Below are 17,169 nucleotides of genomic sequence, written 5' to 3' on the forward strand. Positions count from 1 at the left end.
CTCTGGAGGACCCCGTGGACGACGACCGCTCCGACTCCCCACCGCGCCCGGACCGCTCCGGCGGTCCGCACGGGCCCGGCGGCGCGCCGGGCCCCGGCGGGTCCGCCGCCACCGGCGGCTACGGCCCGCCGCCCCCGTGGGGGCCGCCCCCGTCGTGGGAGCGCTTCGCCGCGGGCCGCAGCCACGCCGACACCGCGCTGATCCTGGGCATCCTCAGCGTGGTGGTGCTGCCGCTGCTGGGTCCCTTCGCGATCTGGCAGGCGCGCGAGGCCGAGAAGCTCGGCACCCCGGCCACCCCGGGGCGGGTGCTCGGCTGGGTCGGGACGGTCCTGCTCGCCGTCATCGGGATCTTCCTCGTCCTGTGGCTGATCGCGGTGGTGTTCCTGATCAGCTCCGGCGGAGGCGGCTGAGCCGGGCCCGGCTCACCAGATGCTGACGCGCTCGGCCTCCGGCAGCCACAGCCCGTCCGACTCCTCGACGCCGAAGGCCTCGTAGAAGGCGGGCACGTTGCGCACCGTCTGGTTGGCCCGGAACTCGTTGGGGGAGTGCGGGTCGGTGGCGATGCGGTGGCGCAGCGCCTCGTCGCGGGACTTCTGCTGCCACACGTAGGCCCAGGACAGGAACAGCCGCTGCTCGGGGGTGTAGCCGTCGATCAGCTCCCCGGGCCCGACGGCGCTGTGCTCCGCCCGGGACATCCGCCAGGCCTTGTGCGCGATCGTCAGCCCGCCCAGGTCCCCGATGTTCTCGCCCAGGGTCAGCTCCCCGTTGACGCTCGTGCCCTCGTCCTGCAGCTGCTCCGGGACCAGCCGGTCGTACTGGCGCACCAGCTCCGCGGTGCGCTCCTCGAACGCCCGCCGGTCGGCGTCGGTCCACCAGTTGCGCAGCCGGCCGTCGCCGTCGCAGGTGGAGCCCTTGTCGTCGAAGCCGTGGCCGATCTCGTGGCCGATCACGGAGCCGATCGCGCCGTAGTTCACGGCGTCGTCGGCGTTCTCGTCGAAGAACGGGGGCTGGAGGATCGCGGCCGGGAAGACGATCTCGTTGCGCAGCGGGTGGTAGTAGGCGTTGACCGTCTGCGGGGTCATCAGCCACTCGTGCTTCTCCACCGGCCGGCCGGCCTTCCGGACCAGCTCGGCGAGCCGGAACTCCGTGGTGCGGACCCGGTTGCCCACGAGGTCCTCGGGGTCGATCCGCAGGGAGGAGTAGTCCTTCCACCGCTCCGGGTAACCGATCTTCGGGGTGAACTGGGAGAGCTTCTTCAGCGCCTCCTGCCGGGTCTGCTCGGTCATCCAGTCCAGGCCGGTGATCGAGACGCGGTAGGCCTCCAGGAGGTTGGCCACGAGCTCGTCCATCCGCTCCTTGGCGGTGGGGGAGAAGTGGGCGGCCACGTAGAGCTCGCCCACGGCCTCGCCGAGGACCCCGTTGACCAGCTCCACCCCGCGCTTCCACCGGTCCTTCAACCGCGGGGTGCCGGAGAGCACGGTGCCGTAGAACGCGAAGTCCTCCGCCACGAACGCCGAGGACAGGCAGGCGGCGCGCGCGGAGACCAGGTGCCAGCGGGCCCAGGCCCGCCACGCCGGCAGCAGCTCGTCGGCGAGCAGCTCCTCGACGCCCGTGAAGAAGGACGGCTGGGCGTTGACCACCGTGCGCAGGGCCGACACGGGCAGCTCCGCGCCCTCGGCGAGCAGCGCCCAGTCCAGGACCGTGGTGGTCCCGGCGAGCTCTTCGAAGCCCATGGGGTTGTACATCTTGGTGAGGTCGCGGACCGTGACCTTGTCCCAGTGGTGGGAGGCGATCCGGGTCTCGAGCTCCACGACGGCGCGGGCCTGCTCGGCGGCGTCCTCCACACCGGCCAGGGACAGCATGGAGCGCACGTGGTCCTGGTACTTCTCCCGGATCGCGGCGTGCTGGGCGTCCCGGTAGTACTCCTCGTCGGGCAGGCCGAGGCCCGACTGGCCGACGAAGACGAGGTTGCGCTCGGGGTCGCCCGGATCGGCGTCGACGTCGACACCCACGAGCCCGCCCACGCCCCGGCGGATCATCCGCCCGAAGTGGCGCACGAGGGCGGGCACGTCGGTCACCGCGTCGACCTCGTCGAGGTCCGGGGCCAGCGGCGAGGCCCCGAGCGCCTCGATCCGCTCCTCGTCCATGAAGGACGCGTAGAGGTTGGCGATCTTGGACTCGATCGCGTCCGGGTCCCCGGCCTCGGCCCGGGTGATGAGCTCGCGCACGGCGGCCTCGGCCTGGTCCCGCAGCTCGATGAACGCGCCCACCGAGGGCTTGTCGTCGGGGATCTCGGTGCGGCGCTGCCAGGTCCCGTTGACGTGCCGGTAGAGGTCGTCCTGGGGGCGGACGGAGCGGTCGAAGCCGGAGAGGTCGAACACCGTGGAAGTCGCCGTAGAAGTCATGGCCCCCACGTTAACGTCCGTCCGGCGGCGCGGCAGGTCTTTTCCCCGACCGCTTAACCCGTGCCGCTCAGCCCGTGCCGCTCAGCCCGTGCCGCTCAGCCCGTGCGGCGGCTCAGGGCCGGACGCCGGTGAAGCGGGGGCGGCGCTTCTGCTGGAACGCGGCGAAGCCCTCGGCGTAGTCGGCGCTGCGGCACAGCTCGCCCTGCACCCGGTTCTCGTGCTCCACGGACTCCCACAGGCCCAGCCGCTGGTCGCGGATCTGGGCCACGAGCTCCCGGGAGGCCAGGAACGCCCCGGTGGCGCCCTCGGCCACCGCGGCGGCCTTCGCCCGGGTGAGCTCGAGCAGCTCCTCGCGCGGCACCGACCGGCTGAACAGCCCGGAGCGCACGGCCTCGGCGCCGCTCATCAGCTCCGCGGTGTAGATCAGGTCCAGGGTCCGGTGGGCCCCGAGCCGCTCGGTGAACAGGGCGTGCCCGCCGGAGTCGAGGGTCGCGCCGAGGTTGGCGAAGGGGGAGCCGATCTTCGCGTCCTCGGCCACGTAGACCACGTCGGTGGCGATCGCCAGGCCCAGCCCCACCCCCAGGCACGCCCCCTGCACGGCGGCGAAGGTCGGCGCCGGGAAGCGGCTCATCGTGCGCAGCAGCGGGGTGACCTTCCCGGCGAGGTACCCGTAGGCGTCGTCGGAGGCGGGGTCCACGGCGGAGATGTCCCGGCCGGCGCAGAAGCCGCGGCCCTCACCGCGCAGCACGAGCGCCCGGACGCCGGCCCGCTCGGCCTCGGCGTAGGCCTCGCCCAGCTCGGCGAGGGCGGCCTCGTCCAGGGCGTTCATCTTCTGGGGCGCGTCGAGCACCACCTCGGCCACGGATCCGTCGATGGTCAGGTCGATCACTGCTGCTCCTCGGGAGGGTCGGGCACGGGGCCGGGCAGGACGCCGGGCAGGGGGGAGGGCCGGGTCCCGGGCAGTGCCGCCCGGGACGCGCGGCTCAGGCGTCGAAGTCGACGGCGAACTCCTTGGAGGTCGGCCGGGTCTGGCAGGTCAGGACGTAGCCCTTCTCGACCTCGTCCTTCTCCAGGGCGTAGTTCTCCTCCATCTCGAACTCCCCGGAGACCACCTTCGCGCGGCACGTGCCGCACACCCCGCCGGCGCACGCGAACGGCACGTCGGGCCGGACCCGCAGCGCCGCGTTGAGCACGGTCTCGTGGGCGCTCCTCGGGGACTCGATCGTGCTGGAGAGCCCGTCGAGGTTGAAGGTGATCTCGACGTTCTCCCCGGAGGGGTCGGCGGGCACCACCCGGCCCTGCTGCCCCTGCGGGGCCTCGGGCCGGCCGGTGGTGAAGAGCTCGAAGCGGATCCGGTCCTCCGGCACGCCGCGCTCGGCGAGGGCGTCCCGGCACAGCTGGACCAGCTCGAAGGGCCCGCACAGGAACCACTCGTCGGTCCGGCCCACCGGGACCACCTCGTCCAGGATGCCGTTGAGCTTGTCGGCGTCGATCCGCCCGGACATCAGGGGGCTGATCCGCTGCTCGCGGGAGAGCACGTGGTGGACCGCCAGGCGGGACGGGTACTTGTCCTTGAGGTCGCCCAGCTCCTCGGCGAACATCACGTCCATGGCGGAGCGGTTGGCGTAGACGAGGTCGAAGGTGGAGGTCGGGGAGGCCCGCAGCACCGCCTTGGCGATGGCCATGATCGGGGTGATCCCGGAGCCGGCCGCGAAGGCGACGAGGTGCACCGACGCGTTCCGGGCGACCTCCTCCGCGGCGAGCCGCTCGGGGTCGTTGAGGCTGGTGAGCCCCAGCTTGGAGATGAACGCCCCCTGCGGGTTCATCACGTCGAGCCGGTCGCCGGCCTGCAGCGACTCGTTGGCCCAGGTGGAGAACACCCCGCCGAGGTCCTGCTTGATCGCCACCCGGATCTCGCCCGGCGCCGGCTCCGCGCAGATCGAGTAGGACCGGCGGACCTCCTGGCCGTCGATGTGGGCGCGCAGCGCCACGTACTGGCCCGGCAGGTAGTCGTAGTCGTCCACGAGCTCCGGGGGGACCGCGAAGGCGACCTCGACCGAGTCCGCCGTGAGCTTGCGGACCTGGGAGACCTCGAGGGAGTTGAACGTGGCCCGGCGCCGGGCCGGGGCGGTGATCTCGGTCATCAGTGCACCTTGAAGTAGTCGAAGGGTTCCAGGCACTCGTTGCAGACGTGGAGCGCCTTGCAGGCGGTGGACCCGAAGCGGGTCATCTCGCGGGTGTTGAGGGAGTCGCAGCGCGGGCACTTGACGGCCAGGCTCAGCCGGACGGGCCCGGCGGCGGCGCGGCCGGTGGGCGGGGCGATGCCGTACTCGGCGAGCTTGCGCCGGCCGTCCTCGCTCATCCAGTCGGTCGTCCAGGCGGGCTGCAGCACCAGCTCCACCCGCACGTCCTCCCAGCCGTGGGCGTTGAGCGCCGCGGTGACGTCCGCGGTGATGGTCTCCATGGCGGGGCACCCGGAGTAGGTGGGCGTGATGACGACGACGGCGCGCTCGCCCTCGGCCCGGGCCCCGCGCAGGATCCCGAGGTCGGCGATGGAGAGCACCGGGATCTCCGGGTCGTTCACCGTCGCGGCGACGTCCCAGATGCGCGCCGAGGCCTCGTCCTCCGGCCGCAGCTCCCGGCCGGTCACCGGCGCGGGCCGCGTGTGCGGGTGGTCGGTCATCGTCGTCATCTCCTCACCAGGTGGCGCCGGGGTGCCGGCGGGCGAGCACCTGCATCTCGGCGAGGATGTGGCCCCGCTGCTCGCTGAACTGTCCGGAGCGGTCCCCGCCGTAGGCGCCCAGCAGCTCGGGGACGGACAGCTCCGCCTCGTCCAGGACCGCCTTCAGGCGGACGTCGAAGTCCGCGCGCAGCCCGGACGGGCGCACGGCCGCGTCCCCGAGCGCGTCGACGAGCTCGTCGTCGTGGAAGAGCTCGTCCACGTAGGGCCACATGTAGTGCAGCCCCGCCTGGATCCGGCGCTTGGACTCCTCGGTGCCCAGGCCCAGGCGCAGCACCCACTGGCCGGCGTGGTCCTGGTGGTACTGGACCTCCTTGAGGGCCTTGTCCGCGATGGCCGCGAGCGTGGGGTCGGAGGAGTGCACCAGGCGGCGGTAGAGCTCGTACTGGTAGTAGGAGAAGATCAGCTGCCGGGCGATGGTCTGCCCGAAGTCGCCGTTCTCCTGCTCCACCAGGCGGCAGGAACGGAACTCCTCCTCGTCGCGGAAGTAGGCGAGGTCGTCCTCGGTCTTCCCCCAGGCGGTGCCGGCGTAGGTCAGGAAGAAGCGGGCGTGCCCGAGCAGGTCCAGGGCGATGTTGGCCAGCGCGATGTCCTCCTCGAGCTCCGGGGCCCGGGCGATCCACCAGCCCAGGCGCTGCGAGAGCATCAGGGCGTCGTCGCCCAGCTGGAGGGCGTAGCGGGCCACGTCCTCGGTGGCCTTCGCGCCGCCGGCCTGGAGGTCCTCGGCGGTGATGGCGTGGCCCGCGCTCTGGCGGGTCGCGGAATCGTGGGACGCGAAGCTCACAGGTGCTTCACCCCTTCGCTCTTCGTGTAGTACGTGGCGTGCCGGTAGCTCTTGCCCTGGGCGGACTCGAAGTACCCGCCCTTGGAGTCGGGGTCGGAGGCGGTGATGGCCTCGGAGGGCACGACCCACACGGAGGTGCCCTCGTTGCGGCGGGTGTACAGGTCCCGGGCGTTGCGCACGGCCATCGTGGCGTCCGGGGCGTGCAGCGAACCGGCGTGGACGTGGGAGAGCCCGCGCGAGGATCGCACGAACACCTCCCACAGGGGCCACTCGTCCGAGGCGGCGCCGATCGGGCGGACCGTGTTCTCGTGGTTCTCGCTCATGCTCAGGCTCCGATGAGTTCGGCGGAGGCGCGCTCCGCGGCGGTCTTGCGGGCGTAGGCGGCGGCGGCCTCGCGGACCCAGGCGCCCTCCTCGTGGGCCTGACGGCGGCGCTGCATGCGCTGGACGTTGCACGGGCCCTTGCCGCCGACGACGGCCTTGAACTCGTCCCAGTCCAGCGGTCCGTAGTCGTAGTGGCCGCGCTCCGCGTTCCACTTGAGGTCCGGGTCCGGCAGGGTGAGCCCGAGGGCCTCGGCCTGCGGGACGATCATGTCGACGAAGCGCTGGCGCAGCTCGTCGTTGGAGAAGCGCTTGATGTTCCACGCCATCGACTGCTTCGAGTTGGGCGAGTCGTCGTCCGGGGGGCCGAACATCTGCAGGGACGGGCCGTAGAAGCGGTTGACGGCGTCCTGGGCCATCTCCTTCTGCGCGGGCGTGCCGTGGGAGAGCTCGTAGAGGATCTCCCAGCCCTGGCGCTGGTGGAAGGACTCCTCCTTGCAGATGCGCACCATCGCCCGGCCGTAGGGGCCGTAGGAGGCCCGGCACAGCGGGACCTGGTTGGCGATCGCCGCGCCGTCCACGAGCCAGCCGATGGCGCCCATGTCGGCCCAGGTGCGCGCCGGGTAGTTGAAGATCGAGGAGTACTTGGCCCGGCCGTCCAGCAGCTGCTGGGTGAGCTCGGAGCGCGGGGTGCCCAGGGTCTCGGCGGCGGAGTAGAGGTACAGGCCGTGACCGGCCTCGTCCTGCACCTTGGCCATCAGGATGGCCTTGCGCTTGAGGGACGGGGCCCGGGAGATCCAGTTGCCCTCCGGCTGCATCCCGATGATCTCGGAGTGCGCGTGCTGGGAGACCTGGCGGACGAGGGTGCGGCGGTAGGCGGCCGGCATCCAGTCGCGCGGCTCGATGCGGGAGTCCTCGGCGATGATGTGGTCGAAGTGCTCCTGGCCGGCGCGGTCCAGCTCGGCCTGCTCGGCCGGGTCCGCCGCGGCCACGGCGTGGAGGCCGGTGTTCTGCGAAGTCATGGTGTCCTTCTTCCGACGAGATGGCGCCGCGGGGCGCGGAGAGCCGCACGCGACTAACTGACCGTTCGTTCAGAATATGGGACCCCGGGGGCCGCGTCAACAGGCTGCGGGCCGGTACCGCCGGGTCAGCGCGGGTTGACACGGGCTCCGGAGTGAGATTGTCTACTGACCATTCGGTCGTGAATTGTGAGGAGAGTTACATGTCCCAGGGCCACCCGATCCTCGCGGGGGACCACACCTCGCGCTGGATGGGCATCACCGTGGACCGCGCGGAGTACGGCCACGCCCAGATCCGCATGACGCTGCGCGAGGAGATGCTCAACGGGTTCGGCATCGCCCACGGCGGCATGGTCTTCGCCTTCGCGGACACCTGCTTCGCCCTCGCGTGCAACGACCCCGCCGGTGACGGCAGCACCATCACGGTGGCCTCCGGGGTGGACATCAACTTCATCGCCTCCGTCCACCGGGGGCAGGAGCTCGTCGCCGTGGGCACCCTGCGCGCCCAGGCCGGGCGCAGCGGAGTCTACGACATCCAGGTCACGGCCGAGGGCCGGCTCGTCGCCGAGTTCCGCGGCCGCAGCCGCACCATCCCGAACCCGGCCCTCCGCGCCGCGACGCCCGCGGAGCGCCCGGACGAGGGGCCGGCCGACGAGCCGGCCGAGCAGCCCGTCCTGCAGTCCGCCCAGCCGTCCGCCCCGCAGCCCGAGGAGGTCTGATCATGGCCGAGTGCTCCGTCCCCAATCCCTACACCCCCGCTCCCGCCCCGGCGGACCGGTCGCAGCCGGATCCCGAGGAGACGATGAGCCGGGACCAGGTGGAGTCCCTCCAGCTGGAGCGCCTGCGCTGGACCCTGCACCACGCCTACGAGAACGTCCCCGCCTACACCGAGCTCTTCGACGCCCACGGCGTGCACCCGGGCGACCTCACGGAGCTCGAGGACCTGCGGCTCTTCCCGTACACGGACAAGGAGTTCCTGCGGAAGGCGTACCCGTTCAAGTCCCTCGCGGTGCCGATGAGCGAGGTCCGCCGGATCCACGCCTCCTCCGGGACCACCGGCCAGCCCACCGTGGTGGCCTACACCGAGAACGACATCAGCACCTGGGCGAGCCTCGTGGCCCGCTGCTTCCGCCTCTCGGGCGTGCGGCCGGGGGACAAGGTGCACAACGCCTACGGCTACGGGCTGTTCACGGGCGGGCTCGGCGCCCACTACGGCGCCGAGCGCCTGGGCTGCGCGGTCATCCCGATGTCCGGGGGGCAGACCGAGAAGCAGGTCCAGATGATCCGGGACTTCGAGCCCCAGGCCATCCTCTCGACCCCCACCTATCTGCTGACCATCGCCGACGGCTTCCGGACGCTCGGCCTGGACCCGCGGGAGACCTCGCTGCGCACCGCCGTGCTCGGCGCGGAGCCGTGGACCGTGGAGATGCGGCGGGAGATCGAGACCACGTTCGGCATCGACGCGTGCGACATCTACGGCCTCTCGGAGGTCATGGGCCCCGGCGTGGCCGGGGAGTCGGCGCAGTCCAAGGACGGCTCCCACATCTGGGAGGACCACTTCCGCCCCGAGATCATCGACCCCTTCACGGACGAGGTCCAGGAGACCGGCCGGCCCGGTGAGCTCGTGTTCACGGCGCTCACCAAGGAGGCCCTGCCGATCATCCGCTACCGCACCCACGACCTCACCCGCCTGCTGCCCGGCACGGACCGGCCCGGGCACCGGCGGATGGGCCGCATCACGGGCCGCTCCGACGACATGATCATCCTGCGCGGGGTCAACCTGTTCCCGTCCCAGATCGAGGAGCTCGCCCTGCAGGTGCCGGAGCTGAGCCCGCACTTCACGCTCGAGATCACCCGCCCGCACCGGATGGACCAGATGACCATCAACATCGAGCGGCGCGAGCAGGTGACCGTCGAGGCCGCCGAGGCGGGCGGGCAGAAGTTGCTGCACGCCATCAAGACCAAGATCGGCTCCTCGGCCTCGATCCGGATCGCCGAGCCGGGCACGCTCGCCCGTTCCTCCGGCAAGCTGCGCCGCGTCTACGACCACCGGGACAAGGCGTGAGCCGCCTCCCCTGAGACCGTCCGCGGCCGTCCCCGGGGCTCCCGGCGGCCGGCCACGTCATAAGATCGTTGCTCGGCCCACCCCGTCACCGTCGAGATCGAGGTCCCCATGTCCCACGCACCGGCGTCCGCACCCCCGGACAGCGGGGCCCCGCGCCGCGGCCGGCCCGGCTACGACCGCGAGACGTTGCTCGGCGTCTGCGTCGAGGTGTTCAACGTCCACGGCTACGACGCCACCTCGATGGGCACCCTGTCCAAGCACCTGGGGATCTCCAAGTCCGCGATCTACCACCACGTGGAGTCCAAGGAGGAGATCCTCGAGCAGGCGCTGAACCGTGCCCTCGACGCGCTCGAGGAGGTCCTGGCCGCCGCGGAGCGGACGGAGGCCCCGGCGGTCCAGCGGCTCGAACAGGTGATCCGCGGGACCGTGCACGTGCTCGTGGAGCAGATGCCGTACGTGACCCTGCTGCTGCGGCTGCGGGGCAACTCGGAGGTCGAGACGCGGGCGCTCGAGCGCCGGCGCACCGTGACCCGCCGGGTCGGCGCGCTCATCGAGCAGGCGCAGGAGGAGGGCGATCTGCGCCGCGACCTCAGCGGCCGCTCCGCCTCCCGCCTGCTCCTGGGCATGATCAACTCGATCGTCGACTGGTACCGGCCGGATCCGGACAAGCCCGACGACGGGCTGGCCGACACCGTGGTCGCGCTCGCCTTCTCGGGCCTGCGCGCTCCCTGACCCGCCGGCCGGCCCTCCGCCGAGTCCCCACCGTGGCGGGACGCTGCCCGCCGAGTCCCAGATCACCCGCGATCCCCCACGCCGTTGCACGGGGGACCGCGCTGTTCATGGGGGCTCGACGGAAGGGGGGCCGGGGAGTGTGCGAGGGGAGGCGACAGGGCGTCCGGGCGTGGCGCGGTGAGGGCGGGGCGGCGTTCGAGCAGACTGGTGCCACGTCCCCGGGCGGACGCGCCGCAGGCCCGCCCGCCCCGACCCCGTGCACCGGGAGGCACCGTGGGAGTACGACTGTCGCACACGACCGTCAGCGCGCTGGACCCCTGTGCCCAGGCGCGGTGGTGGCACCGGCTGCTGGGCTGGCCCCTCGGCGGGCCGTGCCGGACCGGGGACACGGAGTGCTGGTTGGAGAGCCCGGAGGGCTTCCGCCTGCTGTTCTTCTCGGAGGGCGTCCGGGAGGCCAAGGGCCCGGCGTGGAACCGGGTCCACCTCGACCTGCGGCCCGACGAGGGCGGCACGTGCGAGGAGGAGGTCGCGCGCGCGGTGGAACTGGGCGCCGAGGTGGTCGACGACCGCCGCGGGACGGACTCCTGGGTGGTGCTGGCCGACCCGGAGGGCAACGAGTTCTGCATCCTGGGCGCCTGACGCCCTGGCAGGCTGCCGGTCAGGTGGTCATGCCGCCGGCCAGGTCTTGGCGACCAGGGTCAGGACGTCGTAGGTCGCCACGATCTCGTCGTGCTGGTTGTGCAGGATCGCGTCCCAGCGGACCTCGCCGTACTCGTCGGTCACCCGGGGGGTGATCTGCTTGGCGGTCAGGGTCACCCGGATGGCGTCGTCGTAGGTCACCGGGGTGAGGAACCGGAGGTTCTCCAGTCCGTAGTTGGCCAGCACGGGCCCCGGGGCGGGCTCCACGAACAGTCCGGCCGCCCAGGAGACCAGCAGGTAGCCGTGGGCGACCCGCCGGGGGAAGAACGGGTTGGCCGTGGCCGCCTCCTCGTCGGTGTGCGCGTAGAAGGTGTCCCCGGTCTTCTCGGCGAACTCGGTGATGTCCTCCAGGGTCACCGTGCGCAGCTCGGAGGCGAACTGGTCGCCGATCCGCAGGGTCTCCAGCGACTTGCGGAACGGGTGCTCGCCGGTGCCGTTCTCGACCGCCTCCCGGGTCACCGTGTTCGCCGCGGCGCCCCGGTGCCACACGCCGGTGACGGCCGTGAGGATGTCCGGGGGCCCCTGGATCGCGGTGCGCTGCATGTAGTGCTTGACGCCGCGCACCCCGCCCAGCTCCTCGCCGCCGCCGGCGCGGCCCGGGCCGCCGTGGACCAGGTGCGGCATGGGGGAGCCGTGGCCGGTGGAGGTCCTGGCGTCCTGGCGGTTGAGGAAGTGCACGCGCCCGTGGTGGGAGCCGATGCCGGCGGCGAACCGGGCCGCGGTCGCGCCGTCGTTCGTGCACACGGTGGCCACCAGCGAGCCGCCGCCGAGCGCGGCCAGCCGCACGGCGTCGTCGACGTCGGTGTAGCCGAGCACGGAGGTCACCGGGCCGAAGGCCTCGACGAAGTGCACCTCCGGGGTCTCGGGGTCGTCGAAGGACAGGACCGTGACGGGGAAGAAGGCTCCCGCCTCGGTGTCGGCCGCGCCCACGGAGGCGTCGGGGCCGCCGAGGCGGACGGTGCCGCCGGCGGCCACGAGGCGCTCCACGGCCTTGCGGACCTCCGACTGCTGCTCCTTGGACGCGAGGGCGCCCATGGTGACGCCCTCGGCGCGGGGGTCGCCGATCACCACGCGCTGCTGCACGCGCTGGGCCACGGCCGCCACGACGTCCTCCACGCGCTCCTGCGGGACGATGACGCGGCGGATGGCCGTGCACTTCTGGCCGGCCTTGGCGGTGATCTCGACGAACACGGCCTTCACGAAGGCCTCGAACTCCGGGGTGTCCGGGGTGGCGTCGGGGCCGAGGATCGCGGCGTTGAGGGAGTCCGTCTCGGCGGTGAAGCGGACCCCGCCGTTGACCACGTTGTCGTGGTTGCGCAGCGACTGCGCGGTGCCCGCGGATCCGGTGAAGGCCACGTGGTCGCGGTAGTCCAGGTGGTCGAGCAGGTCCCGGGCGGATCCGGAGACCAGCTGCAGCGAGCCCTCGGGCAGGATCCCGGAGTCGACCATCAGGCGCACGCAGGCCTCGGTGACGTAGCCGGTGGGGGTCGCGGGCTTGACCACGGTGGGCATGCCGGCGAGGAAGGCCGGTGCGAACTTCTCCAGGAAGCCCCACACCGGGAAGTTGAACGCGTTGATCTGCACGGCCACGCCGGGCATCCGGGTGTAGATGTGCTCGCCCAGGAAGGACCCGTCCTTCGAGAGCTGCTCCACGGCGCCGTCCACGATCACGTTGGCGTTGGGCAGCTCGCGCCGGCCCTTCGAGGAGAACGTGAAGAGGGTCCCGATGCCGCCGTCGACGTCGAAGAAGTGGTCCTTGAGCGTGGCGCCGGTGGCGTAGGACAGGTCGTAGAGCTCCTGCTTGTGCTCGGTGAGGTGCTGCGCGAGCTCCTTGAGCTTCAGCGCCCGCTCGTGGATGGTGAGCTCCCCGAGGGCGCGCTGTCCCACGGTGCGGCCGTACTCCACGGCGGAGGCGATGTCGATGCCGTCGGTGGACACGCGCGCCACGATCTCGCCGGTCGAGGCGTCGGCGACCTCCGTGATCCGCTGCGGATCCTCCGGGGTCCACCACCGGCCCCGCAGATAGCTGGGGAGGACGGTCTGGGTCTGTGCTGCCACGGTGGGTGGTCCTTTCGCTCGGGTGCGTGCCGGGCCGGGACGAGGTCCCGCTCCGGCATCCTGACCGATCGTTCGGTATTATGACCACGATAACGTACGTCACACCCGGGGACCACAGGGAATCTGCGGTCCCCGCCCCCTGCCACCGAGGAGTGCCATGAGCGCGACCCCCGAGCCCTGGCGGATCGTCCTGGGCGAACTGGACGAGAAGATGGGCGTCACCGTCCTCGAGGAGTCGGCGGAGCGGGTGGTCGCCACGATGCCCGTGGAGGGCAACCGGCAGTCGCTGGGCCTGCTGCACGGCGGGGCCATGGTGGCGCTCGGGGAGGCCGTGGGCTCCTGGGCGGCGGTGATCCACGCGTCCACGATGGGCAAGGTGGCCGTGGGGGTCGACGTCAACGCCACCCACCACCGGTCCTCCCGCACCGGCACCGTGACGGCCACGGCCACCGCCCTGCAGCTGGGCCGCTCCCTCACCTGCCACGAGGTGGTGATCGCGCACGAGGACGGCACCCGGCTGTGCACGGTGCGGATCACGAACTTCCTCAAGGACCGGAGCTAGGGGCCGGGCTCAGGCACCGGGCTTCTGCAGCCGGAATCAGGCAGCCGGACCGGGGGCGGGGCGGCCGAGCCGGCGGCGCAGGGCCGCCAGCTCACCGGCGGACAGCCCCGCCCCGCGGAGGTAGCGCTCGGCGTCGAGCCCGGTCACCAGCTCGGCGAGGGCGGCCCGGCGCCCGGCGAGCAGCGCGGCCAGCTCCTCCTCGGGGTGGTGGCGCTCCACCGGGTGCGGCACGGGCGAGACCCGGTGCCACTCGTTGATCCCGCGCGCGGCCGCCTCGTCCTCGGCGAGCAGGCGCTCCGGGGAGGCCCCGGCGAGGCCCAGGAGCAGCAGGGCGAGCACCCCGGTCCGGTCCCGCCCGGCCGAGCAGTGCACCACCACGGCGCCCTCGGCAGTCGCCACCGCCCGCACCGCCTCGGCGATCGGTCCCGGAAACAGTCGCAGGTAGTCGTGGTAGCCGCGCGGGTGGTTCAGGTACGGGGTGCCCACGAGGGCGAACTCGGGGTGCGCGGGGTCCTCCGTGGGGCGGTGCAGGACGGCGATGCCCGCCCGGGCGGCCGGCTCGTCCACCGGATCGGTGGGGCGGCGGCGGCGCTCGCCGGCGTTGCGCAGGTCCACGACCGTGCGCACCCCGTCGGCGGCGGCGGCGCGCCAGCCCGCGGGCGTGAGCCGCTCGGCGCGGCCCATCCGCCACACGTCCCCGGCGAGGAGCCGCGCGTTGATCGCCCCCTCCCAGGGGGCCGGGGTCCCGGGCTGCGCGTCCATGGTGCCCACAGTAGGCCCCGCCCCCGACGACGCGCTCCTCCGGGAGGTCGCCGGCGCTGGTCCCGGGCGTGCGCGGACACCGGCTCCGACCGGGCCCCGCCGGCTCCGACCGGCCCCGGCCGGAGCCGGCGGGGGCGCTACCCGTCGTAGCTGAAGAAGCCCTTGCCGGTCTTGCGGCCCAGCTCACCGCGGGCGACCATGTCCCGCATCAGCTGCGGGGGCGCGAAACGCTCTCCGAGCTCGGACTCGAGGTACTCCGCGATGCCCAGCCGCACGTCCAGGCCCACGATGTCCGTGAGCGCCAGCGGGCCCACCGGGAACTTGTAGCCCAGGACCATGGCGTTGTCGATGTCCTCGGGGGAGGCCACGCCGTCCTCGACCATGCGGATGGCCTCGAGGGCGATCGCCACGCCCAGCCGGGAGGAGGCGAAGCCGGGGGCGTCGTTGACCACCACCGGGGTCTTGCCGAGGCCCTCGACCCACTGCACCGACAGCCGCTTGAGCTCCTCGCCGGTGTGCTTCGAGACCACGACCTCCACGAGCTTGGAGGCCGGCACCGGGTTGAAGAAGTGCAGGCCGCAGAACCGCTCGGGGCGGGCGAGCTGGGCGGCCAGGCCGTCCACGGACAGCGAGGACGTGTTCGTGGCCAGCCAGGCGGTCCCGGACAGGTGCCGCTCGACCTCCTGCAGCGCCGAGACCTTCAGGTCCCAGGACTCGGGCACGGCCTCGACGACGAGCTCGCACCCGGCGAGGTCCGCGGAGTCCAGGGACACGGTCAGGTGCTCGGACCACTCGTCGAGGTTGCCGTCCACGCTCCCGCGCTCCAGCGACTTCGCCAGGTCCCGCTCGATCCGCTCCCGGGCGGCCTCGGCGGCCTGGCCGTCGCGCTCCACCACGGTCACCTGCGCCCCGGCGAGCAGGAAGGCGTGGGCGATGCCCGCGCCCATGCGGCCTCCGCCCAGGACGCCGACGGTGGCGGGGACGGACAGTGCGTGCTTCTCGGTCATCGGCTGCTGCTCCTATTTCTTCTTGCGGTCCAGGAAGGCCTGCATGCGGTCGAACTTCGCCTCCGACTCGAAGAGCACGGCCTGGGCCAGCTCGTCGATGTGCGGGTGGGCGGACGGCGGGGCCGCGAAGACCCGCTTGGAGATCCGCACGGCCAGGGGGTCCTGGGCACCGATCCGGTCCGCGAGCGCGTGTGCCGCGCCCACCAGGTCGGCGGGCTCGTGCAGCTCGGTGACGAGGTGCAGCGCCAGGGCCTCCCGGGCGTCGAGGATCCGCCCGGCGAGCAGGATGTCCAGGGCGACCGGCTCGCCGACGAGCTCCTTGAGCCGCCACAGCCCGCCGGCCGCGGCGATGATGCCCAGGTTCGTCTCCGGCTGGCCGATCCGCAGGTGCGGGGTCGCGATCCGGAAGTCCGCCGCGTAGGCCAGTTCGGCGCCGCCGCCCAGCGCGTAGCCGTCGATCGCGGCGATCACGGGCATGGGCAGCTGGTGGATCCGGGCGAAGATCCGGGAGTTGATGCCCTGCAGCGCGTCGTCGCGGCGGCGCTCGCGCAGCTGGCCGATGTCCGCGCCGGAGGCGAAGACCCCCTTGCCGTTCACCTCGGTGCCGGAGAGGAGCAGGATCTTCGGGTGCCGCTCCAGGTGGCCGCACACGGTGTGCAGCTCCTCGACCATGGTCGCGTCGATGGCGTTGCGCACGGCGGGGCGGTCCAGGACGACGTGCAGGCGGTCCTCGCGCTCCTCGAGCCGCAGGGCGGTGAACTCCCCGCCCAGGATCTCGCCGGGGCCGGGCATCAGAGCTTCTCCACGAGCATCGCGGTGCCCTGGCCCACGCCCACGCACATGGTGGCGAGACCGCGGTCCGCGTTCTCGCGCTCCATCCGGCCCAGCAGGGTCACGACCAGCCGGGAGCCCGAGGAGCCCAGCGGGTGGCCCAGCGCGATGGCCCCGCCGTCGTTGTTGACGGTGCCGGCGTCGAGGCCCAGGCGGCGGATGCAGGCCAGGGACTGGGAGGCGAAGGCCTCGTTGAGCTCGACCGCGCCGAGGTCGCCGACGCCCCACCCGGTGCGCTCGAGGACCTTCTGCGTGGCCGGGACGGGGCCGAGGCCCATGATCTCCGGGGCCACGCCGGCGGAGGCGCCGTCCACGATCCGGGCGCGGGCGGCCAGCCCGTACTTCTCGGCGGCCCGCTCGGAGACCACCAGGATCGCCGAGGCGCCGTCGTTGAGGGAGGAGGAGTTCCCGGCGGTGACGACCGAGCCGTGGGCGACCACGGGCCGCAGCTTGGCGAGCACCTCGGCGGTGGTGCCCGGGCGGGGCCCCTCGTCGGTGTCCACGACCGTCTCGGCGCCCTTGCGGCCCGTGACGGTCACCGGCACGATCTCGGGGGCGAACCGGCCGGCGTCGATCGCGGTGATCGCCTTCTCGTGGGAGGCGACGGCGAACGCGTCGGCGTCCTCGCGGGTGATGCCGTCCACGGCGGCGACCTCCTCGGCCGTCTCCGGCATGGAGTAGGTCATCTTGTCCTGCTTCTTGAACTGCGGGTTCGTGAAGCGCCAGCCGATCGAGGTGTCGAAGACCTCGCCCGGCTTGGCGAAGCCCGTGGCGGGCTTCTCCATCACCCACGGGGCCCGGGACATGGACTCCACACCGCCGGCGACGACGATGTCCGCCGCCCCGGCCTTGACCATGTGCGAGGCCATGATGATCGCGGACAGGCCCGAGGCGCACAGCCGGTTGACCGTGATCCCCGGGACGGTGTCGGGGAAGCCGGCCAGCAGCCAGGCCATGCGGGCCACGTTGCGGTTCTCCTCGCCGGCGCCGTTGGCGTTGCCCAGGATCACCTCGTCGACGTCGTGGGGGTCGATCCCGGCGTCGGTGACTGCGTGCTTGACCACCAGGGCCGCGAGATCGTCCGGGCGCACGCTCGAGAGCGCGCCGCCGTACCGGCCCACGGGGGTGCGCGCGCCCCCGACGAGGAAGGCCTGGGGGGTTGAGGACATGGCAGAACTCCTGTCG

General features: G+C 72.6%; 17 protein-coding genes and 1 pseudogene. 6 read left to right on the plus strand and 12 right to left on the minus strand.

The window, feature by feature from the left end:
- Window positions 1-14: 14 nt before the first annotated feature.
- A complete protein-coding gene (locus PU704_RS01455) occupies window positions 15-410 on the plus strand; it encodes a DUF4190 domain-containing protein (RefSeq protein ID WP_277549830.1) in 396 nt (131 codons plus the stop codon).
- Window positions 411-422: 12 nt separating this feature from the next.
- Here PU704_RS01455 and PU704_RS01460 read toward each other — a convergent pair whose 3' ends face one another.
- From PU704_RS01460 to paaA, 7 genes are all read right to left on the minus strand, one after another.
- On the minus strand, window positions 423-2,405 hold the full coding sequence (locus PU704_RS01460) for a M13 family metallopeptidase (protein WP_277549831.1): 1,983 nt from the start codon (window positions 2,403-2,405) through the stop codon (window positions 423-425).
- 112 nt (window positions 2,406-2,517) lie between these two features.
- Window positions 2,518-3,294: an enoyl-CoA hydratase/isomerase family protein gene (locus tag PU704_RS01465; RefSeq protein ID WP_277549832.1), complete on the minus strand. Its 777-nt coding sequence runs from the start codon at window positions 3,292-3,294 to the stop codon at window positions 2,518-2,520.
- A 94-nt stretch (window positions 3,295-3,388) separates the two neighbouring features.
- Window positions 3,389-4,549: a 1,2-phenylacetyl-CoA epoxidase subunit PaaE gene (gene paaE, locus PU704_RS01470; protein WP_277549833.1), complete on the minus strand. Its 1,161-nt coding sequence runs from the start codon at window positions 4,547-4,549 to the stop codon at window positions 3,389-3,391.
- The gene (gene paaD, locus PU704_RS01475) at window positions 4,549-5,097 is read right to left on the minus strand and encodes a 1,2-phenylacetyl-CoA epoxidase subunit PaaD (RefSeq protein WP_082157202.1); all 549 of its coding nucleotides are present in this window, start codon (window positions 5,095-5,097) and stop codon (window positions 4,549-4,551) included. The genes paaE and paaD overlap by 1 nt, the downstream gene beginning before the upstream one ends.
- Window positions 5,098-5,101: 4 nt before the next feature.
- Window positions 5,102-5,929 (minus strand): 1,2-phenylacetyl-CoA epoxidase subunit PaaC, encoded by an 828-nt coding sequence (gene paaC / locus PU704_RS01480; RefSeq protein WP_277549834.1) that lies wholly within the window; start codon window positions 5,927-5,929, stop codon window positions 5,102-5,104.
- Entirely contained in the window at window positions 5,926-6,252 is a 327-nt protein-coding gene (paaB, locus tag PU704_RS01485) for a 1,2-phenylacetyl-CoA epoxidase subunit PaaB (RefSeq protein ID WP_047802111.1), read from the minus strand. Before paaB ends, paaC begins: the two co-directional genes overlap by 4 nt.
- A gap of 2 nt (window positions 6,253-6,254) precedes the next feature.
- The gene (paaA, locus tag PU704_RS01490) at window positions 6,255-7,271 is read right to left on the minus strand and encodes a 1,2-phenylacetyl-CoA epoxidase subunit PaaA (RefSeq protein ID WP_082157203.1); all 1,017 of its coding nucleotides are present in this window, start codon (window positions 7,269-7,271) and stop codon (window positions 6,255-6,257) included.
- Window positions 7,272-7,471: 200 nt separating this feature from the next.
- Between paaA and PU704_RS01495 the strand changes: the two are divergent.
- The 4 genes and pseudogenes from PU704_RS01495 to PU704_RS01510 form a co-directional block, all read left to right on the plus strand.
- A pseudogene (locus PU704_RS01495) lies at window positions 7,472-7,864 on the plus strand (hotdog fold thioesterase); the annotation flags it as partial.
- A gap of 125 nt (window positions 7,865-7,989) precedes the next feature.
- Window positions 7,990-9,333: a phenylacetate--CoA ligase family protein gene (locus tag PU704_RS01500; RefSeq protein WP_277549835.1), complete on the plus strand. Its 1,344-nt coding sequence runs from the start codon at window positions 7,990-7,992 to the stop codon at window positions 9,331-9,333.
- Between the two features lie 108 nt (window positions 9,334-9,441).
- Entirely contained in the window at window positions 9,442-10,065 is a 624-nt protein-coding gene (locus PU704_RS01505; RefSeq protein WP_047802114.1) for a TetR/AcrR family transcriptional regulator, read from the plus strand.
- Window positions 10,066-10,338: 273 nt separating this feature from the next.
- On the plus strand, window positions 10,339-10,704 hold the full coding sequence (locus tag PU704_RS01510) for a VOC family protein (RefSeq protein WP_277549836.1): 366 nt from the start codon (window positions 10,339-10,341) through the stop codon (window positions 10,702-10,704).
- Between the two features lie 27 nt (window positions 10,705-10,731).
- On the opposite strand, the gene paaZ is transcribed toward PU704_RS01510, so the two are convergent.
- Window positions 10,732-12,822: a phenylacetic acid degradation bifunctional protein PaaZ gene (gene paaZ, locus PU704_RS01515; RefSeq protein WP_277549837.1), complete on the minus strand. Its 2,091-nt coding sequence runs from the start codon at window positions 12,820-12,822 to the stop codon at window positions 10,732-10,734.
- A gap of 157 nt (window positions 12,823-12,979) precedes the next feature.
- Between paaZ and PU704_RS01520 the strand changes: the two genes are divergently transcribed.
- Entirely contained in the window at window positions 12,980-13,384 is a 405-nt protein-coding gene (locus tag PU704_RS01520; RefSeq protein WP_047802116.1) for a hotdog fold thioesterase, read from the plus strand.
- 36 nt (window positions 13,385-13,420) lie between these two features.
- On the opposite strand, the gene PU704_RS01525 is transcribed toward PU704_RS01520, so the two are convergent.
- The 4 genes from PU704_RS01525 to PU704_RS01540 form a co-directional block, all read right to left on the minus strand.
- Window positions 13,421-14,146 (minus strand): tyrosine-protein phosphatase, encoded by a 726-nt coding sequence (locus PU704_RS01525; protein WP_277549838.1) that lies wholly within the window; start codon window positions 14,144-14,146, stop codon window positions 13,421-13,423.
- A 137-nt stretch (window positions 14,147-14,283) separates the two neighbouring features.
- On the minus strand, window positions 14,284-15,153 hold the full coding sequence (locus tag PU704_RS01530) for a 3-hydroxyacyl-CoA dehydrogenase family protein (protein WP_277549839.1): 870 nt from the start codon (window positions 15,151-15,153) through the stop codon (window positions 14,284-14,286).
- A 12-nt stretch (window positions 15,154-15,165) separates the two neighbouring features.
- On the minus strand, window positions 15,166-15,945 hold the full coding sequence (locus PU704_RS01535) for an enoyl-CoA hydratase/isomerase family protein (protein ID WP_047802118.1): 780 nt from the start codon (window positions 15,943-15,945) through the stop codon (window positions 15,166-15,168).
- The gene (locus PU704_RS01540) at window positions 15,945-17,153 is read right to left on the minus strand and encodes a thiolase family protein (protein ID WP_277549840.1); all 1,209 of its coding nucleotides are present in this window, start codon (window positions 17,151-17,153) and stop codon (window positions 15,945-15,947) included. The genes PU704_RS01535 and PU704_RS01540 overlap by 1 nt, the downstream gene beginning before the upstream one ends.
- Between the last annotated feature and the right edge of the window lie 16 nt (window positions 17,154-17,169).

The organism is Kocuria oceani, assembly GCF_029524215.1.
GTDB classification, from domain to species: domain Bacteria; phylum Actinomycetota; class Actinomycetes; order Actinomycetales; family Micrococcaceae; genus Kocuria; species Kocuria oceani.